The organism is Pseudomonas sp. 22526 (assembly GCF_052044735.1).
Lineage (GTDB): Bacteria > Pseudomonadota > Gammaproteobacteria > Pseudomonadales > Pseudomonadaceae > Aquipseudomonas > Aquipseudomonas piscium.
Genome location: NZ_JBQENK010000002.1, coordinates 146,851 through 173,005, shown reverse-complemented (window position 1 = coordinate 173,005; position 26,155 = coordinate 146,851). Strand labels below are relative to the sequence as shown.

Genomic DNA, 26,155 nt, shown 5'->3' with positions numbered 1-26,155 from the left:
GGTTTGCAAAGTGGGCCGTTATGACCCGGTGTTCCAGTACGGGCGTTCTGACCGTCCCATTTGTCCGCCTTCAGGAGTTCCCAATGCGCGTGACCCAGATTATCGCCGCCGCAGCCATTGCGTTGGCCAGCACCTTTGTTATGGCCGATGACGCCGCCGAAAAAGCGATTCGTAAAAGCCTCCAGGGCCTGCAACTCGAAGTCCCGGTAGAAAGCATCAGCGCCAGCCCGCTGCCCGGCCTCTATGAAGTCAAGCTCAAGGGCAGCCGCGTGCTGTACGCCAGCGCCGACGGCCAGTTCGTGATGCAGGGCTACCTGTTCCAGCTCAAGGACGGCAAGCCGGTCAACCTGACCGAGAAAACCGAGCGCCTGGGCGTGGCCAAGCTGATCAACGCCATTCCGGTCGCTGAAACCGTGGTCTACCCGGCCATCGGCGAGACCAAGACCCACATCACCGTCTTCACCGACACCACTTGCCCCTACTGCCACAAGCTGCACGCCGAAGTGCCGGAGCTGAATAAGATGGGTGTGGAAGTGCGTTACGTCGCCTTCCCGCGCCAGGGCCTGGGTTCGCCGGGCGACGAGCAGTTGCAGGCGGTCTGGTGCTCGGCCGACAAGAAAGCGGCCATGGACAAGATGGTCGATGGCAAGGAAATCAAGGCCGCCAAGTGCGCCAACCCGGTTTCCAAGCAATTCGCCCTGGGCCAGTCGATCGGTGTGAACGGTACGCCGGCCATCGTTTTGGCCGACGGCCAAGTGATTCCGGGCTACCAGCCTGCGCCACAAGTCGCCAAACTGGCGCTGGGCGCGAAATAATCCTGCGTCGTCGAGCCTTTGACGATCATGGCGCGGCGGTTGTGGCCGACGCGTCATTAATAGAGAGCCGTGTGGTTTGCGGCTGTTTTCCACGGCCGACCTAGTGTCGGCCGTTTCATGGGGAGTTCAGAGTGAATCCGGTCAAAGTGGGCATCTGTGGGCTGGGTACCGTCGGTGGCGGTACCTTCAATGTACTTCAGCGTAACGCCGAGGAAATTGCTCGTCGTGCCGGGCGTGGAATTGAAGTGGCACAAATTGCCATGCGCACGCCAAAGCCTCAGTTCCAAACGACCGGTATTGCGATTACCAACGATGTGTTCGAAGTGGCCACGAACCCTGAGATCGACATCGTCATAGAGCTGATGGGCGGCTATACCGTTGCCCGCGAGCTGGTACTCAAGGCCATCGAGCATGGTAAACATGTGGTCACCGCCAACAAGGCGCTTATCGCCGTACACGGTAACGAAATTTTCGCCAAGGCCCGTGAGAAGGGCGTGATCGTGGCGTTCGAAGCCGCCGTGGCGGGTGGTATTCCAGTCATCAAGGCGATCCGCGAAGGCCTGTCGGCCAACCGCATCAACTGGGTGGCCGGAATCATCAACGGCACTGGCAACTTCATCCTCACCGAAATGCGCGAGAAGGGCCGCACCTTCGAAGACGTGCTGGTCGAGGCCCAGGCCCTGGGTTATGCCGAAGCCGACCCGACCTTCGACGTCGAAGGCATCGACGCGGCGCACAAGCTGACCATCCTGGCGTCCATCGCCTTTGGTATCCCGCTGCAGTTCGACAAGGCCTACACCGAAGGCATCACCAAGCTGACCACCGCCGACGTGAACTACGCTGAGGCCCTGGGCTATCGCATCAAGCATCTGGGCGTGGCCCGCCGCACCGATGCCGGCATCGAGCTGCGCGTGCACCCGACGCTGATTCCGGCCGATCGCCTGATCGCCAACGTCAATGGCGTGTTCAACGCGGTGATGGTCAACGGCGACGCCGTCGGCTCCACCCTCTACTACGGCGCCGGCGCCGGCATGGAGCCGACCGCTTCGTCGGTGATCGCCGACCTGGTGGACGTGGTGCGCGCCATGACCAGCGACCCGGAAAACCGCGTGCCGCACCTGGCCTTCCAGCCGGACTCGCTGTCGGCGCACCCGATCCTGCCGATCGAGGCCTGCGAAAGCGCCTACTATCTGCGGATCCAGGCCAAGGATCACCCGGGCGTACTGGCCCAGGTGGCGAGCATCCTGTCCGAGCGCGGGATCAACATCGAGTCGATCATGCAGAAAGAGGTCGAGGAACACGACGGCCTGGTGCCGATGATCCTGCTGACCCACCGGGTGGTGGAACAGCGCATCAACGATGCGATCACCGCGCTGGAAGCCCTGCAGGGCGTGGTCGGTCCGGTCGTACGGATCCGCGTCGAGCACCTGAACTAATCCGCTTCGTTGCGGGAGCCCCGGCGGCTCCCGCTTGAGAACTCTTTTTAGAGGAGCCAGTCATGCGTTACATCAGCACCCGCGGCCAGGCACCGGCCCTGAATTTCGAAGACGTCCTGCTGGCCGGCCTGGCGAGCGACGGCGGCCTGTACGTACCGGAAAACCTGCCACGTTTCACCCAGGAGGAAATCGCTTCCTGGGCCGGCCTGCCATACCACGAGCTGGCCTTCCGGGTGATGCGCCCGTTCGTCACCGGCAGCATTCCGGACGCCGACTTCAAGAAAATCCTCGAAGAAACCTACGGCGCTTTCTCCCACAACGCCATTGCCCCGCTGCGCCAGCTGAACGGCAACGAGTGGGTCCTGGAGCTGTTCCACGGCCCGACCCTGGCGTTCAAGGACTTCGCCCTGCAACTGCTGGGTCGCCTGCTGGACTACGTGCTGGAGAAGCGCGGCGAGCGCGTGGTGATCATCGGCGCCACGTCCGGCGATACCGGTTCGGCCGCCATCGAAGGCTGCAAGCGTTGCGACAACGTCGATATCTTCATCCTGCACCCGCACAACCGTGTGTCCGAAGTGCAGCGCCGGCAGATGACCACCATCTTCGGTGAGAACATCCACAACATCGCCATCGAAGGCAACTTCGACGACTGCCAGGAAATGGTCAAGGCCAGCTTCGCCGACCAGGGCTTCCTCAAGGGCACGCGCCTGGTGGCGGTGAACTCGATCAACTGGGCGCGGATCATGGCCCAGATCGTCTACTACTTCCACGCGGCCCTGCAGCTGGGCGGCCCGGCGCGTTCGGTGGCGTTCTCGGTACCGACCGGCAACTTCGGCGATATCTTCGCCGGTTACCTGGCCCGCAACATGGGCCTGCCGATCAACCAGCTGATCGTCGCCACCAACCGCAACGACATCCTGCACCGCTTCATGAGCGGCAACCAGTACGTCAAGGAAACCCTGCACGCCACCCTGTCGCCGTCGATGGACATCATGGTCTCGTCGAACTTCGAGCGCCTGCTGTTCGACCTGCACGGCCGCAACGGTGCTGCGCTGGCCGGGCTGATGGATTCCTTCAAGCAAGGCGGCGGTTTCAGCGTCGAGCAGGAGCGCTGGACCGAAGCCCGCAAGCTGTTCGATTCCCTGGCCGTGGACGACGCCCAGACCTGCGAGACCATCGCCGAAGTCTTCGCCCAGACCGGCGAAGTGCTCGACCCGCACACCGCGATCGGCGTCAAGGCCGCCCGTGAGTGCCGTCGCAGCCTGGACATCCCGATGGTGGTGCTGGGCACCGCGCATCCGGTGAAGTTCCCGGAAGCGGTGGAGCAAGCCGGGATCGGCAAGGCCCTGGAACTGCCGGCGCACCTGTCCGACCTGTTCCAGCGCGAAGAGCGTTGCACCGTCCTGGCCAACGACCTGAAGGCCGTCCAGGCCTTCGTCAGCCAGCATGGCAATCGCGGCAAACCGCTCTGATCGAGTGACCTCGATCGTCAACAAGGCCCGTCTCTGACGGGCCTTGTCTTTTTATACTCAGGCTGTTTATCGCGGCGCGTCTTCTAAGGATGGGGCTCAAGGACAGGGCGACGCCGCGTCGAGGATCACTCACAGGATGCTTATGTTGCTGCGCCCGGTTTTCCGCACATTGATGGTTTTGGCGATGCTGTCCCTGGCCCCGTGCCTGATGGCGGCGCAGAACCTGCCCTTCAAGCTGGTGCCGGCTTTCGTCGAGCTGCAACCGCTCACCCTGGCTCCGGCCGAACGGCAATGGCTGGCGGGCCGTGGCACCTTGAAGGTGGGTATTTCGATCGACGACTACCAGCCAATCGACATCACCCGCGACCGCAACCGTTACCAGGGCATCAGCGCCGACTACCTGAGCCTGGTGGGCGAACGCCTGGGCGTGTCCCTGGAAGTCCTGGGGTTCTCCGAGCGCGAACAGGCGGTCGAGGCGCTGCGCGCGGGGGCGATCGACATCCTGACCAGCGCCAACGGTTACGAGCGTGGTGCCGCGGGGCTGCACTTTTCCACTGACTACATGCCCGACCGCGCCGTCGTGGTGGTGCGCAGGGACGAGGCGGAAATGCCCGAAGACCTGGCCGGCAAGAAAGTGGTGCTGCTGGAGGGCTATGCGGACGCCAAGATCGCCCATGCCGCCTATCCCAACAGCCAGATCATTCTTTCGCCCAATCTGTACAGCGGCCTGGAAGCCCTGAAGCAGGGGGATGTCGATGCCTTTATCGGCAATGAAGTGATAGTGCGTGCCTACAAGGCGCTGCGCCCTTACCTGGGGTTGCAGGTCCGCACTGAAAGCCGGCTGCCACCGATCGGCTTTGCCTTCGCCACGCGCCAGACCGACCCGCTGCTCGGCCGCCTGATCGAACAGGCGCTGCAGAGCATCGACGACTCCACGCGACGGGAGATCCTGGCCCGCTGGACCACCGGGCTGGGCGCCAGCACCAGCGACGAGCGGATCAAGTTGAGCAAGCAGGAGCGCGCCTGGCTGCTGGAGCATCAGCATGTGGTGGTGGCTTCCCAGCAGTTTCCGCCCTACGTGTTCAAGGACAAGGACGGCCAGTGGGCCGGGTTGAACATCGACCTGCTCAGCCGGATTTCGCGCATGACCGGCCTGCAGTTCGTCCAGGAGGAAACCTTCTCTACGGCCCACACCCTGGACCTGCTGCTCAAGGGCCGGGCGCAGATGAACACCACCTTGTCGGCCAACGACGAGCGCTGCGGCTTCCTCGACTTCACCCATGCCTTTGGCGGCTCGGCCTGGGTATTCGTGGTCCGCGCCGACGACATCCAGCTCAATACCTTCAACCAATTGGCCGGCAAGGTGCTGGCGCTTCCGGCCAAGCATGCGCTGGAGAGTTACGTCCGGCAGAACTACCCGAAGGTCCACCTGCATCTGGTCGACACCTACCTGGAGGCGCGAGCCCTGGTGGCCAGCGGCGAGGCCGACGCGACCATCCAGAACGAAGTCGAGGTGCAGGGTTACCCGGCGAACGGGCTGCGCATCGGCCGCAGCGTCGAGGGCAAGTGGTCGGCCGATGAGTTGTCGGTGCGCCGGGACCAGCCCGAGCTGCTGAGTATCCTGAACAAGGCCCTGGAAGCCTTCCCGGTGGCCGAGCTCAGCGCCATCCGCCTGAAATGGCTGGGGGTGACGCCGGTGCCGGTGCCCATGTGGCAGCGGGTGCCGGTATGGCTCTACTGGGTCACCTTCACCGCGATCCTGTTCGGTCTGCTGTCCCTGGCCTGGAACACCCGGCTCAAGGGGCAGATCCGCCAGCGCCTGCAAGCCGAGCAACGGCTCAACGACCAGCTGGCGTTCAAGCGCGCCTTGCTCGACGGCATTCCCAACCCGATCTTCGTCCGCGACCTGGCAGGGCGCCTGATCACCTGCAACAAAAGCTACGAAACCCAGACCGGCATGCGCCTGGAGCAGATCAAGGGGCTGTGCCTGACCGAGCTGGATGTGTTGCCCGAGGCCACGGCCCGGCAGTTGCACGGCGAGCTCCTGGAGCAGCTGGAGACCCAGGAGTCGGTGTTCGTCGACCGCCAGATCGAGTCCAGGAACGGTCCGGTGCAGGTCTACCAATGGACGGTGCCGTTCTACAGTGCCCAGGGCGAGTTGCAGGGGCTGCTGGGGGGCTGGATCGATATCACCGAGCGCAAGCGTCTCGAGGAAGAGCTGCTGGAGGCGCGTCGCGCGGCGGATCGGGCGAACTACGCCAAGAGCGCCTTTCTCTCGACCATGAGCCACGAGATACGCACGCCGATGAACGCGATCATCGGTTTGCTGGAGCTGGAAAAGGAGCAGGCGCGCATGCGCGGCATGCCGTTTTCCGATGCCTTGCGCGTGGCCTATCAGTCGGCGCAGGAGCTGGTCGGCCTGATGGGCGACAACCTCGACCTGGCCAAGATCGAGGCCGGGCATATGCAGTTGGCGCCGCAGACGGTGGCCCTGCGAGGCTTTTTCGAAGACATACAGCAATTGTTCGAGGTCACCGCGCGCAACAAGGGGCTGCACTTGACGCTGGCCTTCGACAAGGCGGCGGACGGCTTCTACTGGCTCGACCCGTTGCGCCTGCGCCAGGTGCTGCACAACCTGCTGAGCAATGCCCTGAAGTTCACCCAGGCCGGCGAGGTGCGGGTGTCCGTGGAGCGCCAGGCCGACGAACATGGCGCCGACCGCTTGTGCATCGGCGTGGCCGACACTGGGTCGGGCATCAGCCCGGAGAAGCAGGCGAGCCTGTTCGATCCCTTCATTCAGGCCCATGTGCAGACGACGCCGGAGCAGGGCGGAACCGGCCTGGGCCTGAGCATCTGCAAGCAACTGGTGGAGCTGATGGGCGGGCGCATTCTGCTGCAAAGCCAACCCGGCACGGGGACCACCGTGACCCTCGAACTCTACCCGGAACAGGTGGTCGAGGCTTTCAGCCAGTCGCCCCAGGTGACCAGCGAACGGCCGCAGAGCCGTCGCATGTCGGTGCTGGTGGTCGACGACGTGCGGGCCAATCGCATGGTGCTCAGCCAGCAATTGATGTTCCTCGGGCACAAGGTGGTAGCGCTCGACAGTGCCGAGGCGGCGCTGGCGCGCTGGCAAGGCGAGGCGTTCGACCTGGTGATGACCGACTGCCACATGCCGGGCATGAGCGGTTATCAGCTGAGCGAAGCGATACGCGAGATCGAGGCCCGGGAAGGGCGCGACGCCTGCCCGTTGATCGGCTGCACGGCCAATGCCTTCGAGGATGAACAGCAGCGCTGCGAGCAGGCCGGCATGGATGAACTGCTGGTCAAGCCGGTGACCCTGGACCGGCTGGCGCAGATGCTCGCGCGCTTCTTGCCGCCGCCGTCCTTCGACATCCAGACCCTGCGCACCATGACCCAGGCCGACGAGCCGATCCTGCAACGCATGCTGCGCGAGCTGTGGAACAACCTGGGGCAGGAGCAGGCGGCCCTGGAATCGGCGGTGCAGGAGCAGGACTGGGCGCGTATCGGCGCGTCCACCCACCGCCTGAAAGGGGTGTGCTGCCTGATCGATGCGCTGCCGCTGGCCCAGGTCTGCATCGACCTGGAGGCCGTTGCCCGGGCCCGCTCAGCGGAGGTGCTGACGGAGCACTGGCTGCGTCTTAAGGAAGCCATCGGCTGCTTGCGCAGCGATATCGAGCCGCACCTGGGTAGCGATTAAGACTTGTCTTATGGGGCGACCTGCCCTCTGCGATTAACGTACCGGCCCGCTGCGGATTCTCGCCGCTCTCGCCGTATCGGAGGTCGTTGCATGCACTCGTTGAAAGTGCTCGTTCTTGAAGACAATTCGTTCCAGTTGATGGCCCTGCACCAGATGCTCAACGCCAATGGCGTGTTCAACGTGTTGAACGCCGAAAGCGTTGCCGCCGCCCGGCAATCCCTGGACAGCAAGGGGCCGGTGGACATCGCCATCTGCGATCTGTACCTGGAGCAGGCCGACGGGCTGGAACTGATTCGTTACCTGGCGGAGCAACAACGGGCGAAGGCGCTGATCATTCTCAGCGACGCGCAAGCGGATGTCCGCGAAGGCGCCGCGGCCATGGCCCGGCAGCAGGGCCTGAATGTGCTGGGCTGCCTGCCCAAGCCGGCCTCGGTCACCCTGGTCAATGAACTGCTGAGCCTGTACCAGCAATGTTTCGAGCCGGGCCCGCAGGCCTTGTCGCTGGCCCAGGTGCGCGAAACCCTGGGGTTGGATGTATTCCAGCCTGAAGTGCCGACTGCCGAGGAAGGGCAGGCGGCGGTACTGCGCCATGGGGTCGCGCACTTCCAGCCGGTAGTCAGCCAGGACGGCGAGGTCCAGGGCGTCGAGGCGCTGGCGCGCTGGCAGCACCCGGAGCACGGCCTGATGCTGCCCGCCGAGTTCCTGCCGGTGATCGAGTTCGCCGGGCTGGAGGAAGCCTTCACCTGGCTCATGCTGGAGCAGGCCATGCAGCTGTCGGCCGGGGTGCGCCTGGTCATGGGCCGCTCGCTGGCGATCTCGGTGAACATCCCGGTGGGCATGCTGGAATTGCCGAACTTCGCGCGCCAGCTGGAAGCCCTGCTGCGCCGCTTTGAAGTACCGGCACGCCTGCTGACCCTGGAAATCGTCGAGACCACCGAGCTGCAAACCGATACCGCCCATGTGGAGGCCCTGCTGCGCCTGCGCATGATCGGCTGCAAGCTGTCGATTGGCGACTTCGGCACCGGCGGCACCAGCCTGCAGCGTTTGCTGGAGTTGCCGTTCACCGAGCTGAAGATCCCGCCGGCCTTCGTCTGCGGGCTGGCGGCCGATGAACGCAAGTCGGCGGTGGTGGCCGGCGCCATGAGCATGGCCCGGCGCATGTCCCTGGGCCTGGTGCTGGCCGGTGTCGAGAGCGCCGCCGACTACCAGGCGGCGAAAAAGCTGGGGCAGGCGCGCCTGCAAGGCTGCTTCATCGCCGAACCCATGAGCGCGGTCGCCGTGCGCCAGTGGATCGCCCGGCGCTTGCGTGACGACCTCGACGAACAGGCTGGCTGAGCCCGCGCTCAGGCGAGTCCGTGTTCCTGCACGTAGATGTACAGCGCCGCGGCGCTGGACAGGCCGAGCTTGCGCATGGCGCTGACCTTCTGGGTGCTGACGGTCTTTTTGCTGCGGCTGAGCTTCGCGGCGATTTCCCCGACCGTCAGCCCGGCCGCCAGCAGGCGGATCACTTCGAGCTCGCGGGGCGACAGCTGTTCCCCGGACAACAAGCGGTCCGGCCCGACCTCGCCCGCCAGGCTGAGGAGCTGCCGGATGGCCTGGGCGACGAACACCTTGTCGCGGCGCACATGGCTGATCGCCGCCGGCAGCTCGTCGGCCAGGCTGGCCTTGCTCAGCAGGCCCATGACGCCCAGGTCGAGAATCGAGCGGAACAGCCCGGCATTGTTGAGCATGGTCACCACCACGATCGGCAGCTCGGGGTGATGCCGGCGCAGTTGCTCGATCAGGCGCAGGCCATCGTTCTGCTGTTCCCCCGGCATCATGAAGTCGGTGACCAGTACTTCGCAGGGACAGTCTTGCAGCAGCTCGATGAGGGCTGTCGGGGAGCTGGCTTCGCCGACGATCTCCAGGTTGTCGTCGCGCTCCAGCACGGCCCGCAGGCCGATAAGGAAAATCGGGTGATCGTCGGCCAGGACGATTCGCAGTTTTTTATTGGATGTTTGATTCAAGACTCGCTCCGGTGAGAAGGCAGCATTTCGGACAGGCCCTGCAGCCGGGCAACCGTCATCGCTGCGCCGCCGGGCTTTGCCAACCGCTCGAGGAGAGGGCCCCCATGGCCACACCCCCACCTGCCAGAAAGACCTGCACAAGGCCTGAAAATCCGCCCCGGGAGCAGGTTGCGATGCCGGTTCGGATCGACCCTCGGCGCTATTCCTGCCAACAGGCGGTATCGCGCTACAAGAAGGTCGAGGCGCTGATCAATCAGCCGGCACCCTCGCGTTCGTTTCTGGTTTGAAGTGCCGATTCTAGTCTGATACGGGCTGTTTTTTATCTGTCATGTTTTGCGGGCATGCTGGATCAACTCAGGTCGGCAACCGCCAGCGGTTGCGAACTTTCTTCTCTGGGCGATGGTCACTTGAATGCCAGAAAGCTACCGGCATTGGTGTATTCGAGCCTTAATTCCAGCTATTGAGTGGTGATCGAGATGGAAAGTATCAGCCTATTGTTGGGTGAAGCTTTGAGCCCGTATCAGGTAACTCTGACTCCGCGCGCACAGGGGGAATGCCTGGTGACCCTGAAGAATGCCTTGGGGGCCATAGTGGTCGAGCGTGAGTTCAGTCAGGCTCAGTTGACCGACAAGCGCCAGTTGACCGATGTCGTCGACGGCCTGCATCGCGACGTATTGATCGCCGAAGGTCGCCTGGAGCCCTGTGTCATCGCGGCCTTGCGCAATGTAGCCCGGGAGAAGGCGTTCGACAGCGCACGCTGATTGGAAATTTTCGGGAACCTTCGCTTCAGCCCATCAGTCAGACCCTTGGCAACAGGATCGAGCATTGTGCTCCGGTGCTTGTCGCTTGTTGCACGGGTCTGGTTGCAGACCAGGTTTAACCCCGAGCCGTCTCCCCACTGCTCGGGGTTTCTTTTTGCCCGGGTTTTTAGCGCTGCGGCGTGTCGCGGAAAAATGCCTGTGCATCGCTGCGGTATTGCTCGCGCAGCGACGGCTCCAGCCATTGGGCATAAAGCTCCAGCAAGGTGTCCGGGCGCAGTTCGAGCAGCGCCCGGTTGATGCGCTCCACCGCCTGCCGGCCCTGCGGAGTGTTCGAGCAGCCGACGTTCACTGATTGATACTTGGGCATGCCCTGGATCGGGTAGAACTCCAGGTCATCGGGGTCGATGCCTTGCTGGCGTGCCTGGAAACGAATTTCCGTCTGGTAACCGATCAGGGCTTTCAGGCGCCCGTGGCGTTGCATCTGCAGCAGGTTGCCGATGGCGCTGTTGCCGTAGTGGGCGATCAGCGTGCCGAGCGGAGCCTGTTTGAGCAGGCTGTCGATCGGTTCGCCATAACTGCGTTCGGCCACCACGCCCACGTTGTGCAGGGGGCTGACCAGCAGCGCGCCCAGGTCGACCTGGCCGTCATGGATAAACGGCAGCAGACCGGGACGGTCCTGGCGGCGTACCGCCAGGCCGTTGCTGAACATGCGAAAAGTGGTGATGGAAAACGCCAGCCATTGCGCCCGCTGCGGGGTGAACAGCAGCGCCGGGTCGCAGACGAAGGGCAGTTCCCGGAGCATCTGCATGGCCCGGGCGCGGTTGACGTGGACGAACTGATGGTCGTACTCCGGCAGGCTGGCCAGCAGCGCGGGCAGGGCCTGGTCGATCACCCCCCGGCCTTTTTGCGGGCCTTCGAAAATCGTCATCGGCGGCAGGTCGCGCAACACCCAGACCAGCCTGTCCCGGGCCTGGCTGGCCGGTGACCAGGCGCCGAGCGCCAGCAGCATCGACAACAGGCGTATGCCACGAATCATTCGCCTGCTACGGCATGGGGTCATCAGGCTGCGGATCCTTGTCGGTAAAAGGCATCGTTTTCAACACTAGATCGCGCCGCTGTCACGCAGGCCTTTGATCTGCTGCTCGTCGTAACCCAGGGCGCCCAGCACCTGGGCATTGTGCTCGCCGAGCGCTGGGCCGACCCATTCGGACGAGCCCGGGGTGTCCGAGAGTTTCGGCACTATGCCGGGCATCTTGAATGCCTTGCCGTCCGGCAGCTTGGCCTGGAGGAACATTTCCCGGGCCAGAAACTGCGGATCGCTGAACATGTCCTCGGCGCTGAAGATGCGGCTGGCGGGGACTTCCGCCTGGTTCAGCAATTCGATCACGCGCTCCAGCGGCAGCGAATTGACCCAGCGATCGATGACCCCATACAGCTCGTCGCGCCGGCTGTCGCGGCCGTCGTTGCTGGCCAGGGCCGGGTCGTTGGCCAGGTCGTCGCGGCCGATCACTAGCATGAAACGCTTGAAGATCGCATCGCCGTTGGCGCCGATCTGCACGTGCTTGCCATCGGCACTGGTATGGATGGAGGAGGGCGTGATGCCAGGCATGATGTTGCCGGTGCGTTCGCGGATGAAACCGAAGACATCGAACTCCGGGACCATGCTTTCCATCATGGCGAAGATCGCTTCGTACAACGCCACGTCCACCACCTGGCCCTGGCCGCCGTTGACCTCGCAGTGGCGCAGGGCCATCAACGCGCCGATCACGCCCCACAGGGCGGCAATCGAGTCGCCGATGGAAATGCCGGTGCGCACCGGCGGACGGTCCTCGAAACCGGTGATGTAGCGCAGCCCGCCCATGGACTCGCCGACCGCGCCGAACCCGGGCTGGTCCTTCATCGGCCCGGTCTGGCCGAAGCCGGACAGGCGCACCATCACCAGCTTGGGATTGAGCGCGTGCAGGGTGTCCCAGCCCAGGCCGAGTTTTTCCAGGACCCCGGGGCGGAAGTTCTCGATCAGGATGTCGGCTTCCGCCAACAGCTTCTTCAGCACCTCCAGGCCGTCCGGGTGCTTGAGGTTCAGGGTCAGGGACTTTTTGTTGCGTGCCTGGACGAACCACCACAGCGAAGTGCCTTCATACAGCTTGCGCCACTTGCGCAGCGGGTCGCCGCCATCCGGCGATTCGACCTTGACCACCTCGGCGCCGAATTCGGCGCAGATGCGCGAGGCGAACGGGCCGGCGATCAGGGTGCCGAGTTCGACGACTTTCAGGCCGGCAAGGGGTTTGGCGGTAAGCGGCATGGAAGATCCTTGTAGGACAAAGATTGGACAGTAGAGCGTTTTAACATAGCCCGGCGCTCCCTCGCCAAAGGATGATGGTGCGCGATTCGTGGATTGTCCCGTGCATCGGTTAGACTTGCCGCCTTTCCTCGTATCAAGAAGCCCTGTCCATGGCCCAGCCGTCTACCACCTACAAGTTTGAATTGAACCTGACTGACCTCGATCGCGGGGTCTACGAAAGCGTCAAGCAAACCATCGCCCGCCATCCGTCGGAAACCGAAGAGCGCATGACCGTGCGCCTGCTGGCCTACGCCCTTTGGTACAACGAACAGCTGTCGTTCGGCCGCGGCCTGTCGGAAGTGGATGAGCCGGCCCTGTGGGAAAAAAGCCTGGACGACCGTGTGCTGCACTGGATCGAAGTCGGCCAGCCGGACGCCGAGCGCCTGACCTGGTGCTCGCGCCGTACCGAGCGCACCAGCCTGCTGGCCTACGGCAGCCTGCGCGTGTGGCAGACCCGGGTGGTGGACGCGGTGAAGAACCTGAAGAACCTCAATATCGCCGGCGTGCCCCAGGACGTCCTGGAAGTCCTGGCCAAGGACATGCCGCGCGTTATCAAGTGGGACGTGATGATCAGCGAAGGCACGATCTTCGTCACCGACGATCGCGGCCAGCACGAAGTCCAGCTGGAATGGCTGTTGGGCGAGCGCTGAGTTCGCCACGCCGCGCGCTGTTTCGCTGTATCCCCCGTATCGAAGAGAAGCTTCTGTCACCCCATGCGTATCGAACCTCGTGAGTTGCCCGCCACCCTGCCGTTTCTTGGTGATCTGCCGCCGTTGCTGACCCGCCTGTACGCCGCCCGTGGCGTGCAGTCCGAGGCCGAGCTGGACAAGAGCCTGGCGCGGTTGATCCCGTTCCAGCAGCTCAAGGGCATCGAGGCGGCGGTGGACCTGCTGGTGACCGCACTGGAGCAGCGCGAACGCATCCTGATCGTCGGCGACTTCGATGCCGACGGCGCCACCGCCAGTACCGTGGGCATGCTCGGCCTGCGCCTGCTGGGCGCGGCCCATGTCGATTACCTGGTGCCGAACCGTTTTGAATACGGCTATGGCCTGACCCCGGAAATCGTCGCGGTGGCCCTGGAGCGCCAGCCCCAGCTGCTGATCACCGTGGACAACGGCATCTCCAGTGTCGAGGGCGTGGCGGCGGCCAAGGCGGCTGGGCTGAAAGTGCTGGTCACCGACCACCACTTGCCGGGCCATGAGCTGCCGGCGGCAGATGCCATCGTCAACCCGAACCAGCCCGGCTGCGAGTTTCCGAGCAAGGCCCTGGCCGGTGTCGGGGTGATCTTTTATGTGCTGATGGCGTTGCGGGCTCGCCTGCGCAGCCTTGGCTGGTACGAAACCCAGCCGCAGCCGAACATCGGCGAGCTGCTGGATCTGGTGGCGCTGGGCAGCGTCGCCGACGTGGTGCCGCTGGACGCCAACAACCGCATCCTGGTGCACCAGGGGCTGGAGCGGATTCGTGCCGGGCGCGCGCGGCCGGGGATCAAGGCGATCCTCGAAGTGGCCAAGCGCGAGGCGTCGCGCATCACCTCCACCGACCTGGGCTTCATCCTTGGCCCGCGGTTGAATGCCGCCGGGCGCCTGGACGATATGAGCCTGGGCATCGAATGCCTGCTCAGCCATGACATGGCCCTGGCGCGGGAAATGGCCAGCCAGCTGGACGAGTTGAACCAGGATCGCAAATCCATCGAACAGGGCATGCAGCGCGAAGCCCTGGCCCAGCTCAAGGACTTGCCGGTGGAGTCGATGCCGTTCGGCCTGTGCCTGTTCGAGCCCGACTGGCACCAGGGGGTGATCGGGATTCTCGCTTCGCGGCTGAAAGAGCGTTACCACCGGCCGACCATCGCCTTTGCCGATGCCGGCGAAGGCATGCTCAAGGGATCGGCGCGTTCGGTGCCGGGTTTTCATATCCGTGATGCCCTGGACGCGGTGGCGGCCAAGCATCCGGACCTGATCAGCAAGTTCGGCGGCCACGCCATGGCCGCCGGCTTGTCGCTGCCGGAGCAGAACTTCCCGGCCTTTGCCGAAGCCTTCGACACCGAGGTGCGCCGCCAGCTGCGCGAGGAAGACCTGACCGGGCGCCTGCTGTCGGACGGCACCCTGGCGGTGGAAGAGTTCCACCTCGAACTGGCCCGCGCCCTGCGCCATGCCGGGCCCTGGGGCCAGCACTTTCCCGAGCCGCTGTTCCATGGCGTGTTCCAGTTGGTGGAGCAGCGGGTCGTCGGCGAGCGCCATCTCAAGGTGGTGCTGCGCAGCGAATGCGGCTCGGTGAAGCTCGACGGCATCGCCTTCGGCATCGACCGCGATATCTGGCCGAACCCGACCATCCGCTGGGTGGAACTGGCCTACAAGCTGGACCTCAACGAGTTCCGCGGCCAGGAAACGGTGCAACTGATGATCGCCCATATCGAACCGCGTTAAGGCTGCTGACGCTATCGCGAGCAAGCTCGCTCCTACAGGGATCGCAGGGCTTTTGTAGGAGCGAGCTTGCTCGCGAAAAACGCCAGGCCACCGCTACCTTCCCCGGTAAAATATGTCGGAACCCTGCTGGTCGCGCCGTTGTCGACTAGTCTCTAAACACTGCTTGATTGGCCTTGTGACGTTTTGTCCTTTTTCTCCCGCGGGGGCGGGCGCTGTTCCTTTCCAGTCACTCGTCGACTTTTCAAACAGAACCCTGGAGCCTGACCACTGATCGAGAGGTGCCCCATGAGTCTGCTGCTTGAACCCTATACCCTTCGTCAACTGACCTTACTCAACCGCATCGCGGTATCGCCCATGTGCCAGTACTCCAGCGTAGATGGACTGGCCAATGACTGGCACCTGGTGCACCTCGGCAGTCGTGCCGTAGGCGGCGCCGGACTGATTTTCACCGAGGCCACGGCGGTCACCGCCGACGGACGCATCACCGCCCAGGACCTCGGCCTGTGGAACGACGAACAGATCGCACCTTTGCAACGCATCACCCGCTTCATCACCGCCCAGGGCGCGGTCGCCGGCATCCAGCTGGCCCACGCCGGGCGCAAGGCCAGCACCCATCGGCCATGGCTGGGCAAGCATGGCAGCGTCAAGCCGGCGGAGGGGGGCTGGGTGCCGGTGGGCCCATCGCCCATCGCCTTCGACCCGCAACATACGCCACCGACCCAGCTCGACGAGACGCATATCGCCGCGATCGTCCAGGCCTTCGTCGACTCGGCCAAACGCGCCCTGATCGCCGGTTTCAAGGTGGTCGAAGTGCATGCCGCCCACGGCTACCTGCTGCATCAATTCCTCTCGCCCCTGAGCAATCAGCGCCGCGACCAGTACGGTGGCTCCTTCGATAACCGCATTCGCCTGGTCCTGCAGGTGTGTGAGGCGGTGCGGGCGGTCTGGCCGCAGGAGTTGCCGCTGTTCGTCCGGGTTTCGGCCACCGACTGGGTGGAGGACGGCTGGAATCCGGACGAAACCGTCGAGCTGGCCTGCCGCCTGAAGGCCCTGGGGGTGGACCTGATCGACGTCTCGTCGGGCGGTACCGCGGTCAATGCCGAGATCCCCACCGGTCCGGGCTACCAGACCCGTTTCGCCGAACGGGTGCGCAAGGAGTCGGGGATCGCCACCGGCACCGTGGGCATGATCACCGAGCCGGCCCAGGCCGAGCACATTTTGCGCACCTGCCAGGCCGATATCATCTTCCTGGCTCGGGAGCTGCTGCGCGACCCGTACTGGCCGCTACATGCCGACGACGACCTGAGCGGACACAAGGCGATCTGGCCGGCGCAATACCAGCGCGCCACCCATCGCGACCAGCCGATCCACGAGTCGGATCTGCGTGAGTGAGCTGAGCGAGGCATAAAAAAACCGGCCTGTGAGGGCCGGTTTTTTGTGTGTGGATTCGGGGTTGTGTTGGCTGCGATGACGTCATCGCGGGNAAAGGTGATCCGTAGGAGCGAGACTTGCCCGCGATAGCGATCGATCAAACGCCAATTATCCTCGTCAAGGGTACTTGCGCTTGTCCGGTGCCGGCGGGAAGTACTGGTACAGCCAGGTTTCGCTCAGGGTGCGATCGTTGGTGCGGATAAACAGCCGCAGCTCCACCGGATCGACGCTGTCATTGGTCGGGTACCAGTCGAAGAGCACGCGATAACCCTGGATCTCGTCCAGCTTCAGCACGTGGAAATCCTTGACCTGGCCGTTCGACGCGGTGACCACCGGTTCGATGCCGGTGCCTTCCGGCAGCCGGTCCAGGCCGCCGCCATTGAAGTCCACGGCGAAGCGCCGGGCCCAGACCGGCGGATAATGCTCGCCCGGGGCCCAGCCTTCGACGAAGCCACCCATGCCCGAACGGGTGGCGTTGACCCGCGCCAGCGGCGTGCCCACCGGTGGCAGGGCGCTCCAGTACAGCTTGTAGCCGTAGTTCAGCGAGTCCCCGGCGGCCAGCGGCTTTTTCGGGGTCCAGAAGGCCACGATGTTGTCCATGGTCTCGCCGGTGGTGGGGATCTCCAGCAGGTCGATCGAGCCTTCGCCCCAGGCGGTGGTCGGCTCGACCCACAGGCTCGGACGCCGGCTGTACCAGTCCACGGTGTCCTGGTAGTTGGCGAACTCATGGTCGGTCTGCACCAGGCCGAAGCCCTTCGGGTCCTTGTCGGCGAAGGCGTTGAACTGCAGGGTCGCCGGGTTGTTCAGCGGGCGGCAGATCCACTCGCCATTGCCGCGCCACATGGCCAGGCGGTCCGAGTCGTGGATCTGCGGATGGATGGTGTCGCACATGCGCCGCTCATGGGTGCCGCAGCTGAACATGCTGGTCATCGGCGCGATGCCCAGCTGTTCGATGGCGGTACGGGCGTTGACGTGCGCATCGACATCCATCACCACGCGCTCGGCCTGGCAGTCGATGTCGAAGCGGTAGGCGCCGGTGGCGCTGGGCGAGTCGAGCAGGGCATAGACCACGAAGCGGGTGCTGTCCTTGTCCGGGGTCTCGAACCAGAACTTGGTGAAGTCGGGAAACTCTTCCCGTTTCTTGGCGTAGGTATCGATCGCCAGGCCGCGGGCCGAGAGGCCGTACTGGCCGGTCTTGTCCACCGCGCGGAAATAGCTGGCGCCGAGGAAGGACACCACATCGTGCTTGTCCAGTTCCGGGGCCTTGAACAGCTTGAAGCCGGCAAAACCCAGGTCGCCCTTGAGCTGCGCGGTGTCGACGCTGGTGTTCTGGTAGTTGAACAGCGACGGGCGGAAATGCACTTCCCGCGCCTGACGGCTCTTGGCGTCGACGCTGTACATGCGCACCGGCTGTTTGAAGCCCATGCCGACGTGGAAGAACTGCACGTCCAACTGGCCGTTCAGCTCCTTCCACAGCGAGTGGTTGCCGTCGTACTGGATCGCGTTGAAGTTCTGCGGGGTCATGGTCGCCAGGGTCGGCGGCAGCACCTGCTTGGTGTCCACGTATTGCTTGCCGGCCAATTGCTTGGCCTGGGCCTTGAGAATCTCGAAATCGAAGGCCTGCGCTTCGCCGTCGGCGGCGCCCGCCCAGGCCCGGGTGGCCAACAGACCCGTGGCCGACAGGCCGGTGTAGGCTGCCAGCGCCATGGATGCTTTCAGAAGATGCCTGCGATGCATAAGTGAACCTTGTCAGGAGATCCCGAGCCCTTCCTGGCTGCACTGGATCGGAAATGGAGGTTCGGTCATGCCTTCGGCCAAACACAACGGACTTTTAACAGCTGGCGGATAGAATAATCGGTTCGCGTAAGGCAAAAAATAGCCCAGCTATCGATACGTAAAACCACGGACGGCTTCAGGACAACCGACATGCTGAACGAGCGCCTTTTGACTGCGCAGGACATCCCCCTGTTCAAACTCATCGACCGCGCGGAACTGATCGAAGCGTTCTACCGCCTGCAGGACGGGCAATTGCTGTGTTATCCCCAGCGCGAAGTGGTGAGCGGCTGGCCGCCCGGCGAGGCCGAGCATGACGCGTTGGTCTTGCAGGCGTGTGACCAGCGCGGCGGCTGGCTGTACGGGGTGTTCGACGAACACCGGCTGGTGGCCGCGGCGGTGGTCGATTGCCTGGTTATCCACAACGCCGGCTTGCAACTGCGGCAGTTGAAGTTCCTGCATGTCAGCCAGGCTTATCGCGGGCGCGGCCTGGGCCAGCGGCTGTTCGGCCTGGCCGCCGAGCAGGCGCGGCGCATGGGCGGCGAAGGGCTGTATATCTCGGCCACGCCGTCACGCAATACCCTGGACTTCTACCGCCGCCTGGGCTGCGAGCTGTTGCCGGCCCCCGATCCAGAGCTGCATCGCCTGGAGCCCGAGGATATCCATCTGTACCTCAGGCTGGCCTGATCTTCAGCGGGTTTTGCGCCAGGCTGGCCAGGCGAGGATGGTTACGGCGCGCAACAGCCATTCGCAGGGACCATATTGATGGCTGCGCATCCACAGGGTACTGAGCCACAGTTGCAGCGCGTAGAGAGCGATCACCATCAGCAGGATCCAGGCCGAGTCCAGCTGGTTGATCAGGCCCAGGCCGTAACCGGTGAATATCAGGCTCAGGAGCAAGGATTGCAGCAGGTAGTTGCTCAGCGACATGCGTCCCATGGGGGCCAGCAACCTGCACACGCGTTCGCCCAAGGGCGAGTTGAACGCGCCAAGGAGCAGCAGCACGTAGCTTGTGCTGAGCAGGGGCGCGGTCAACTGGCCTATGCCGTATCCCAGGGCTTCCAGGCCGGCGCCGGGGGCATAGGCGGCGGTATAGCCATAGATGAGCGCGCCGCCGAGGCCGATGGGCAGCATCAGGCTCAATAACCTGTCCTTCCAGGTGTCGAAGACGTAGGGCGCCACCAGCCAGCCGCGGCGTCCGGCCACATAGCCGAACAGGAACATCGCCAAGGTACTGGGGCCCTGCAACAGCCATAATGCGAGGATGGTCTCTGGCAGGTGACTGAGGTTGAAGCTCAAGGTGCCCAAGGCGCTCGAACCGAGCAGGAAGGCCTTGTCCGCGGGTTCCCATTCCATGCTGCCGACGTAATTGCCTTCGGCCAGTTGCAGCAGGCCCAGCGTCATGAAGATCAGCGCCGAGCACACCAGCAGTCCCACCGCCAGCTTGAGCGCGCGTCGCGCGCAAAGGTTGCGCAGCCCCAGCAATACCAGGCCGAGCACCGCGTAGAGAGACAGGATCTCACCGTAGAACAGCAGGGCGCCGTGGATCAGCCCGATCGCCAGCAGCGCCAGTTGCCTACGCACCATGCGCGGCACAAAGGCGTTCTGCGAGCGTTCCGCTGAGGCCAGTTGCAGGGTGAAGCTGTAGCCGAAGAGAAAGGAGAACAGCAGGTAGAACTTGGTTTCGAACAGTGTCGAGATCAGGAAACGGATGGCGTGATCGATGGCGGCGGGGTAGGCCGGATTGCTCACCGAAGCGCCGTAGTAAGGGTCGGTGAACACCCAGATGTTCACCGCCAGGATACCCAGCAAGGCGAACCCGCGCAGGGCATCGATGTGCAGCAGGCGAGTGGCTGACGTGATTTTCTCGGGGCCGGGGCGAGCGGGGCTGTTCATCTGGGTCAGCGTCCTTGCAGCAGGTGAGCCACCAGTTGTTGCAGCACCTGGGATTGGTCTTGCGGGTTGAACTGCGGGTCGGCGGCGACCCGGGCGAACAGGCCGTCGATCAGGGCAGCCAGCCAGGTGGCGGCCTGCTCGGGGCTCAGCTGGGTGTGCAATTGCCCAGATCGGCCTGCGGCGTCCACCAGGGCGGCGAGCCCTTCACGCAACACCAGGTCGTTGGCCTTGACCAGGTGCGCCACGGCTTCGTCGCGGTGGCCCAGGGCGGAAATCTCCAGGGCCAGGCCGGCGTAATGGCGGTCGCCGGCCAGTTGGCAGACGTGCTCGAGGAAGCCCGACAGGGCCGCCATCGGGTCTTCAGCCGTGACCAGTGCAGCCATCGCGGTGGCGGTCTCTTCGCCTTCCCGGGCGATCAGCGCCAACAGCAGTTCGTGCTTGCTGCTGAAGTAATGGAACAGATTGCCGGAGCTCATGCCCGCGGTGCTGCAAATGTCAGCGGTGCGGGTGGCGACAAAACCAGCTTCGGCAAAACACTGGGCAGCGGCATCCAGCAGGGCGGTTCGCTTGGCTTCGCGTTGCAAGGGATTGGCGGGGCGCATGTCGGCTCATTAGTTAATTGACTGGTCACTCAATTAAATGGCGAGCCTGAATGTTTGGCAAGCCTTGGCTGCAAAAAAATCAGTCGACGGGATGACTGCCGCCACGCACTCCCAGGTTTATCGCTGGCCGAGCAGGAGGACCGGCGGGTGATTCATATGCCGCTGCCCGCCAGCGGCATGAACCGCGGCACGGCATACAGCACCAGCACGCAGCCCAGCCACAGGCCCAGCCAGCGATAGTGGGTAGGCATGCCGCAGGCGTGCCAGCCTTTGGCGGCGGCATACACCAGGGTGATCTGGACCAGCACCAAGGACAGGACCCCGGTGGGAATCGCCAGGGCCGAGACAAAGGGCGCGGCGACGGCGTGGGTCAGTACCAGGCCCAGTTGCAGGGTGGCGAACGGCAGCACCAGCCAGACGGCCACTTGCAGCATCAGGCTGATGATTCGCGAGGGCATGGGCACATCCTTGTTGCCGAAGAAGTTTCAGCGCCGCGGGCTGGGCAGCCAGGCGCTTTCTGGCGGCGGATGGTGCCGCAACTTGATCGGCCTGGCCAGACCTCGTTCAATAGCCGCCTTTCAAGGAGATCAGGCAAATGAATTGCGGTTTTTCGGCGTGCGCGCGATGAAGTACAAGAAGACCCTGGCGGTCGTGGGAGGCCTGCTGGGGGCCTGTGCACTGGTGTTCATCGGCGCACTCTACACAGTGCTCGAACGCAAGCCCTATTCGGCGACCAGCCCCTCTGGTCGTTACCTGTTGCAGCATGCCTCGGCCGGGGGGCTGCTGGTGCCTTTCGGCGGCCTGGGCTACTTGCAAGTCATCGACCTCGAGGACCCGGAGCGGGTCTATCGCACGCCCTTGATCGAGGACTGGTCGCTGGACCTGCGGATGTACGAGGACGACAAAAGCATCAGCATCTTTGGCCTGGAGTTCATCAAGGCCACCAAGACCTACATCATTCAGTGGCCGGATTGGCAGCATCACTGGCTCGATTGGTTCATCAGCAACACGCCCTACGAGTTCTGCGCTGAAACCGACGGTAATTGCTTTTAGCAGGGCAGGCAGGGGCGGCGCCCTGTCTGGTCACATGGTTCTTAATTTGAGTCGCGACCATCGCGGGCAAGCCTCGCTCCTACGGATTTGTANGAGCGAGGCTCGCCCGCGATGCGGATCAGTGCTTGAACATCACATGGCGCACGATGCTGTAGTCCTCCAGCCCATACAGGGACAGGTCCTTGCCGTAGCCGGAGAGCTTCTGCCCGCCATGGGGCATTTCGCTGACCAGCATGAAGTGGGTGTTGACCCAGGTGCAGCCGTATTGCAGGCGCGCCGAGAGGCGATGGGCGCGACCGACATCGGCGGTCCACACCGAGGACGCCAGGCCGTAGTCCGAGTCGTTGGCCCAGCCCAGGACCTGGGCTTCGTCGGCGAAGCGGGTGACCGAGACCACCGGCCCGAACACTTCGCGGCGGACGATTTCGTCGTCCTGCAGGGCATCGGCCAGCACCGTCGGTTCGAAGAAGAAGCCGTTGCCATCCACCGTCTTGCCACCCGTGACCAGGCGGATATGCGGCTGGGCGATGGCGCGCTCGACGAATCCGGCCACGCGGTCGCGGTGCTGGGCGCTGATCAGCGGGCCCAGCTCGGTGTCCGGGTCGCCCTGCAGGCCGTACTTGATGCTGGCGACCGCCGCGCCGAGCTTCTCGACGAAGCGTTCGTAGATGCCCTCCTGGGCATAGATGCGGCAGGCGGCGGTGCAGTCCTGGCCGGCGTTGTAGAAGCCGAAGGTGCGGATGCCTGCCACTGCGGCGTCGATGTCGGCGTCGTCGAAGATGATCACCGGCGCCTTGCCGCCCAATTCCATGTGCATGCGTTTGACGCTGTCGGCGGTGCTGGAAATGATGTTCGAGCCGGTGGCGATGGAGCCGGTGAGCGACACCATGCGCACCTTCGGATGGGTCACCAGCGGCTGGCCCACCGTGGCGCCACGGCCGAATACCAGGTTCAGCACCCCGGCGGGAAAGATCCCGGCTGCCAGTTCGGCCAGGCGCAGGGCGGTCAGCGGGGTCTGCTCCGAGGGTTTGAGCACTAGGGTGTTGCCGGCGGCCAGGGCCGGGGCGATTTTCCAGGCGACCATCATCAGCGGGTAGTTCCACGGCGCGATGGAGGCGATCACCCCCACCGGATCGCGACGGATCATCGAGGTGTGGCCCGGCAGGTATTCGCCGCCGGCCGAACCGCTGAGGCAACGGCTGGCGCCGGCAAAGAAGCGGAACACGTCGGCAATCGCCGGGATCTCGTCGTTCAAGGCCGCGCTCAGCGGCTTGCCGCAGTTGTCCGACTCCAGCCGGGCCAGCTCTTCGCCGTGGGCTTCGATAGTGTCGGCCAGCTTGAGCAACAGCAGCGAGCGCTCTTTCGGCACCGTTTGCGACCAGCTATGGAATGCCGCATCGGCGGCGCGCACCGCGGCATCGACCTGGGCTTCGCTGGCCTCGTTGATTTCCACCAGCACCTTGCCCAGTGCGGGGTTGAAGACCGGCTGGGCTGGGCCTTCGCCGGCGATCAGTTGGCCGTTGATCAAGAGTTTGGTTTGCATGGCTGTTCTCCTGAAATAACTATCGGATGGTCTGTAGCCGCTGCCCGCCACGCTCTCGCCGCCGCGGGTCAGGTAATAGGCGCCGAGGATCGGCAGCATGGTCACCAGCATCACCAGCATGGCGACAACGTTGGTCACAGGCACGTCCCGCGGCCGGCTGAGCTGGTTGAGCAGCCACAGCGGCAGGGTGCGTTCATGGCCGGCGGTGAAGGTGGTGACGATGATTTCGTCGAACGACAGGGCGAACGCCAGCATGCCGCCGGCCAGCAACGCCGAGCCGAGGTTCGGCAGGATGATGTAGCGGAAGGTCTGCCAGCCGTCGGCGCCCAGGTCCATCGAGGCCTCGATCAGGCTGTGGGAGGTACGGCGCAAACGGGCGATCACATTGTTGTAGACAATCACTACGCAGAAGGTCGCGTGGCCGACGATGATGGTGAACATCCCCGGCTCGATCCCCAATGTCTTGAAGGTCGCCAGCAGGGCGATGCCGGTGATGATCCCCGGCAGGGCGATGGGCAGGATCAGCATCAGCGAAATCCCCTGCTTGCCGAAGAAGTCCCGCCGGTACAGCGCCGCCGAGGCCAGGGTGCCGAGGACCAGGGCGATCAGGGTGGCGATGGCGGCGATCTGCAGCGACAGCTTGATGGCGTCCAGCACGTCGGGGCGGGCGAAGGCCACGCTGAACCACTTCAGGGTGAAGCCCTGGGGCGGAAAGCTGAAGGCCGCGTCTTCGGTGTTGAAGGCGTAGAGGAAGATGATCAGGATCGGGAAATGCAGGAACAGCAGCCCGCCCCAGGCGGCAAGGCGCAGTCCCGTTGAGGCTTTTTCCCCGTGCGTGGCTGAATCAGAGCGCATCGAAGGCCCCCAGGCGTTTGACGATGGACAGGTAAATGGCGATCAGCACGATCGGCACCAGGGTGAAGGCGGCGGCCATCGGCATGTTGCCGATCGCCCCTTGCTGGGCGTAGACCATGCTGCCGACGAAGTAGCCGGGCGGGCCCACCAGCTGCGGCACGATGAAGTCGCCCAGGGTCAGGGAGAAGGTGAAGATCGAGCCGGCGGCGATGCCCGGCACCGACAGCGGCAGGATCACCTGCATGAAGGTCTGGCTTGGCCTGGCGCCGAGGTCGGCGGAGGCTTGCAGCAAGGACGGCGGCAGGCGTTCCAGGGAGGCCTGGATCGGCAGGATCATGAACGGCAGCCAGATGTAGACGAACACCATGAAGCGCCCCAGGTGCGAGGTCGACAGGGTGCTGCCGCCGACCCCGGGAATCCCCAGGATGAACTGCAACAGCGGTTCCAGCCCCAGGTGCTGGACGAACCACTGGGCCACGCCGCCCTTGGCCAGCAGCAGGGTCCAGGCGTAGGCCTTGACGATGTAGCTGGCCCACATCGGCAGCATCACCGCGATATAGAAGAACGCCTTGGTCTTGCCGCTGGTGTAGCGCGCCATGTAGTAGGCGATGGGGAAGGCGACCACAGCGCTGGCGAGCGAGACGATGATGGCCATGCTCAGGGTGCGCAGGATGATGTCGAAGTTCGACGGCTGGAACAGCGCGGTGAAGTTGGCCAGGGTCAGGTCCGGGGTGACCGCCATGGTGAAGTCGTCGAAGGTGTAGAAGCCTTGCCAGAGCAGGGTCAGCAAGGAGCCCAGGTAGATCGCGCCGAACCAGGTCAGGGGTGGTACCAGCAGCAGCGCCAGGTACAGGTTCGGCCGCCGGTACAGCAGGTTGGAAAAGCGCCGCAGCGGCGAGCCGCCGGGGCTTTGGGGAGTGATCGCCAGGGTGTTCATGTCATGCCCCGCTCGCCAGGGTGTCGGTCAGCGGGATCATCGCCTCGCGGGCCCAGCGCGCGCTGATGCGTTGCCCGGTCTGGTGCTGGGCGCTGTTGTCCAGCCATTGGTCGTTGGCCTGGCTGATGCTGAGGGTCTGGCCGTTGTCCAGTTGCAGTTCGTAGCGGGTGGCGCTGCCCTGGTACTGGATATCGTGCAGCAGGCCGCTGATTTCGATCTCGTGGCTGCTCAACGGGCCTTCGGCGAAACGCACGTGTTCCGGGCGGATCGAGAAGGGCCGCTGGCTGCCGCTCAGGCGTTCGGCCAGTTCGCCGCGAATCACGTTGGAGGTGCCGACGAACTCGGCGACAAAGGTGGTGGCCGGTTTCATGTACAGGTTGCGCGGGCTGTCGACCTGCTCGATGCGGCCCTTGTTGAACACTGCCACACGGTCGGACATCGACAGGGCCTCGGTCTGGTCATGGGTGACGAAGATGAAGGTGATGCCGAGCTGGCGCTGCAGCTTCTTCAGTTCGCCCTGCATCTGTTCGCGCAGCTTCAGGTCCAGCGCCCCCAGGGGTTCGTCCAGCAGCAGGACCCGCGGCCGATTGACCAGCGCCCGGGCCAGGGCCACGCGCTGGCGCTGGCCGCCGGACAGCTGCACCGGCTTGCGCTCGCCGTAGCCTTCCAGGGCGACCATGGCCAGGGCTTCTTCGGCGCGCTTGAGGCGCTCGGCCTTGCCGACGCCTTTGACTTTCAGGCCATAGGCCACGTTGTCGCGCACGTTCATATGGGGGAACAGCGCGTAATCCTGGAACACGGTGTTGACGTCGCGCTGGTAGGGCGGCAACCCAGTGGCTTCGGCCCCGTGGATGTGGATCGAGCCGGCGCTCGGCTGTTCGAAACCGGCGATCAGGCGCAGGCAGGTGGTCTTGCCCGAGCCGGAAGGGCCGAGCATGGAAAAGAACTCGCCGTCCTGGATATCGATGGAAACCCGGTCAACGGCCTTCACCTCGCCGAACTGCCGGGAAACGTTGGTGAACTGGACTGCAAGCGTCATGGTGCGGTGCTCCGGAAAAGCGCGCTGTCGAAATAGGCGGGATCAGGTCTGGCG

At 64.2% G+C, this 26,155-nt stretch carries 22 protein-coding genes and 1 pseudogene; 12 read left to right on the top strand and 11 right to left on the bottom strand.

Annotated elements, in window-relative coordinates; genetic code table 11:
* Positions 1-83 precede the first annotated feature (83 nt).
* The 5 genes from ACTJKT_RS03155 (at position 84) to ACTJKT_RS03135 (ending at position 8,776) form a co-directional block, all read left to right on the top strand.
* Complete coding sequence (locus ACTJKT_RS03155) at positions 84-815, top strand: thioredoxin fold domain-containing protein (protein WP_025806559.1); 732 nt, start codon at positions 84-86, stop codon at positions 813-815.
* Positions 816-946: 131 nt separating this feature from the next.
* Positions 947-2,251 carry a homoserine dehydrogenase gene (locus tag ACTJKT_RS03150; protein WP_007927672.1) on the top strand — a complete coding sequence of 435 codons (1,305 nt, stop codon included), beginning with the start codon at positions 947-949 and terminating at the stop codon, positions 2,249-2,251.
* Positions 2,252-2,313: 62 nt separating this feature from the next.
* Complete coding sequence (thrC, locus tag ACTJKT_RS03145; protein WP_025806560.1) at positions 2,314-3,723, top strand: threonine synthase; 1,410 nt, start codon at positions 2,314-2,316, stop codon at positions 3,721-3,723.
* A 142-nt stretch (positions 3,724-3,865) separates the two neighbouring features.
* Positions 3,866-7,441 (top strand): ATP-binding protein, encoded by a 3,576-nt coding sequence (locus ACTJKT_RS03140; protein WP_440786158.1) that lies wholly within the window; start codon positions 3,866-3,868, stop codon positions 7,439-7,441.
* A gap of 90 nt (positions 7,442-7,531) precedes the next feature.
* A complete protein-coding gene (locus ACTJKT_RS03135; protein WP_440786157.1) occupies positions 7,532-8,776 on the top strand; it encodes an EAL domain-containing response regulator in 1,245 nt (414 codons plus the stop codon).
* Between the two features lie 8 nt (positions 8,777-8,784).
* On the opposite strand, the gene ACTJKT_RS03130 is transcribed toward ACTJKT_RS03135, so the two are convergent.
* Positions 8,785-9,447, bottom strand: a complete 663-nt coding sequence (locus ACTJKT_RS03130) for a response regulator (RefSeq protein WP_440786156.1) — start codon at positions 9,445-9,447, stop codon at positions 8,785-8,787.
* A gap of 104 nt (positions 9,448-9,551) precedes the next feature.
* On the opposite strand from ACTJKT_RS03130, the gene ACTJKT_RS03125 reads away from it, so the two are divergent.
* Both ACTJKT_RS03125 and ACTJKT_RS03120 read left to right on the top strand, forming a co-directional pair.
* Positions 9,552-9,734 (top strand): hypothetical protein, encoded by a 183-nt coding sequence (locus ACTJKT_RS03125; RefSeq protein ID WP_124302525.1) that lies wholly within the window; start codon positions 9,552-9,554, stop codon positions 9,732-9,734.
* A 189-nt stretch (positions 9,735-9,923) separates the two neighbouring features.
* Complete coding sequence (locus ACTJKT_RS03120; RefSeq protein WP_007923026.1) at positions 9,924-10,208, top strand: DUF3509 domain-containing protein; 285 nt, start codon at positions 9,924-9,926, stop codon at positions 10,206-10,208.
* 166 nt (positions 10,209-10,374) lie between these two features.
* On the opposite strand, the gene ACTJKT_RS03115 is transcribed toward ACTJKT_RS03120, so the two are convergent.
* The gene (locus ACTJKT_RS03115) at positions 10,375-11,244 is read right to left on the bottom strand and encodes a TIGR02285 family protein (RefSeq protein ID WP_440786155.1); all 870 of its coding nucleotides are present in this window, start codon (positions 11,242-11,244) and stop codon (positions 10,375-10,377) included.
* A gap of 66 nt (positions 11,245-11,310) precedes the next feature.
* The gene (locus ACTJKT_RS03110) at positions 11,311-12,510 is read right to left on the bottom strand and encodes a CaiB/BaiF CoA transferase family protein (RefSeq protein WP_440786154.1); all 1,200 of its coding nucleotides are present in this window, start codon (positions 12,508-12,510) and stop codon (positions 11,311-11,313) included.
* Between the two features lie 149 nt (positions 12,511-12,659).
* Here ACTJKT_RS03110 and ACTJKT_RS03105 point away from each other — a divergent pair, with 149 nt between their 5' ends.
* The 3 genes from ACTJKT_RS03105 (at position 12,660) to ACTJKT_RS03095 (ending at position 16,364) form a co-directional block, all read left to right on the top strand.
* Positions 12,660-13,199 (top strand): YaeQ family protein, encoded by a 540-nt coding sequence (locus tag ACTJKT_RS03105; RefSeq protein ID WP_025806566.1) that lies wholly within the window; start codon positions 12,660-12,662, stop codon positions 13,197-13,199.
* A gap of 63 nt (positions 13,200-13,262) precedes the next feature.
* On the top strand, positions 13,263-14,972 hold the full coding sequence (recJ, locus tag ACTJKT_RS03100) for a single-stranded-DNA-specific exonuclease RecJ (protein WP_440786153.1): 1,710 nt from the start codon (positions 13,263-13,265) through the stop codon (positions 14,970-14,972).
* 285 nt (positions 14,973-15,257) lie between these two features.
* Positions 15,258-16,364: an NADH:flavin oxidoreductase/NADH oxidase gene (locus ACTJKT_RS03095; protein WP_440786152.1), complete on the top strand. Its 1,107-nt coding sequence runs from the start codon at positions 15,258-15,260 to the stop codon at positions 16,362-16,364.
* Positions 16,365-16,520: 156 nt separating this feature from the next.
* Here ACTJKT_RS03095 and ACTJKT_RS03090 read toward each other — a convergent pair whose 3' ends face one another.
* On the bottom strand, positions 16,521-18,140 hold the full coding sequence (locus ACTJKT_RS03090) for a glucan biosynthesis protein D (protein WP_440786151.1): 1,620 nt from the start codon (positions 18,138-18,140) through the stop codon (positions 16,521-16,523).
* 189 nt (positions 18,141-18,329) lie between these two features.
* On the opposite strand from ACTJKT_RS03090, the gene ACTJKT_RS03085 reads away from it, so the two are divergent.
* Complete coding sequence (locus tag ACTJKT_RS03085; protein WP_440786150.1) at positions 18,330-18,863, top strand: GNAT family N-acetyltransferase; 534 nt, start codon at positions 18,330-18,332, stop codon at positions 18,861-18,863.
* Positions 18,864-18,866: 3 nt separating this feature from the next.
* On the opposite strand, the gene ACTJKT_RS03080 is transcribed toward ACTJKT_RS03085, so the two are convergent.
* The 3 genes from ACTJKT_RS03080 to ACTJKT_RS03070 all read right to left on the bottom strand — a co-directional run bounded on the left by ACTJKT_RS03080 (position 18,867) and on the right by ACTJKT_RS03070 (position 21,132).
* Positions 18,867-20,072 (bottom strand): DUF418 domain-containing protein, encoded by a 1,206-nt coding sequence (locus tag ACTJKT_RS03080; RefSeq protein WP_440786149.1) that lies wholly within the window; start codon positions 20,070-20,072, stop codon positions 18,867-18,869.
* A 5-nt stretch (positions 20,073-20,077) separates the two neighbouring features.
* Entirely contained in the window at positions 20,078-20,674 is a 597-nt protein-coding gene (locus ACTJKT_RS03075) for a TetR/AcrR family transcriptional regulator (protein ID WP_440786148.1), read from the bottom strand.
* Positions 20,675-20,826: 152 nt separating this feature from the next.
* Entirely contained in the window at positions 20,827-21,132 is a 306-nt protein-coding gene (locus tag ACTJKT_RS03070) for a hypothetical protein (RefSeq protein WP_440786147.1), read from the bottom strand.
* On the opposite strand from ACTJKT_RS03070, the gene ACTJKT_RS03065 reads away from it, so the two are divergent.
* The gene (locus ACTJKT_RS03065; protein ID WP_440786146.1) at positions 21,116-21,727 is read left to right on the top strand and encodes a hypothetical protein; all 612 of its coding nucleotides are present in this window, start codon (positions 21,116-21,118) and stop codon (positions 21,725-21,727) included. The genes ACTJKT_RS03070 and ACTJKT_RS03065 overlap by 17 nt on opposite strands.
* Positions 21,728-21,845: 118 nt before the next feature.
* Here the strand turns inward: ACTJKT_RS03065 and ACTJKT_RS03060 are convergent, their stop codons facing one another.
* The 4 genes and pseudogenes from ACTJKT_RS03060 to ACTJKT_RS03045 all read right to left on the bottom strand — a co-directional run bounded on the left by ACTJKT_RS03060 (position 21,846) and on the right by ACTJKT_RS03045 (position 26,101).
* Positions 21,846-23,270 (bottom strand): gamma-aminobutyraldehyde dehydrogenase, encoded by a 1,425-nt coding sequence (locus tag ACTJKT_RS03060; RefSeq protein ID WP_440786345.1) that lies wholly within the window; start codon positions 23,268-23,270, stop codon positions 21,846-21,848.
* Between the two features lie 36 nt (positions 23,271-23,306).
* Positions 23,307-24,125, bottom strand: a pseudogene (locus ACTJKT_RS03055) (ABC transporter permease); the annotation flags it as partial.
* Positions 24,115-25,062, bottom strand: coding sequence for an ABC transporter permease (locus ACTJKT_RS03050; protein WP_063428559.1), 948 nt, complete (start codon positions 25,060-25,062; stop codon positions 24,115-24,117). The gene ACTJKT_RS03050 and the pseudogene ACTJKT_RS03055, both read right to left, overlap by 11 nt.
* Before the next feature lies 1 nt (position 25,063).
* On the bottom strand, positions 25,064-26,101 hold the full coding sequence (locus ACTJKT_RS03045; protein ID WP_440786145.1) for an ABC transporter ATP-binding protein: 1,038 nt from the start codon (positions 26,099-26,101) through the stop codon (positions 25,064-25,066).
* Between the last annotated feature and the right edge of the window lie 54 nt (positions 26,102-26,155).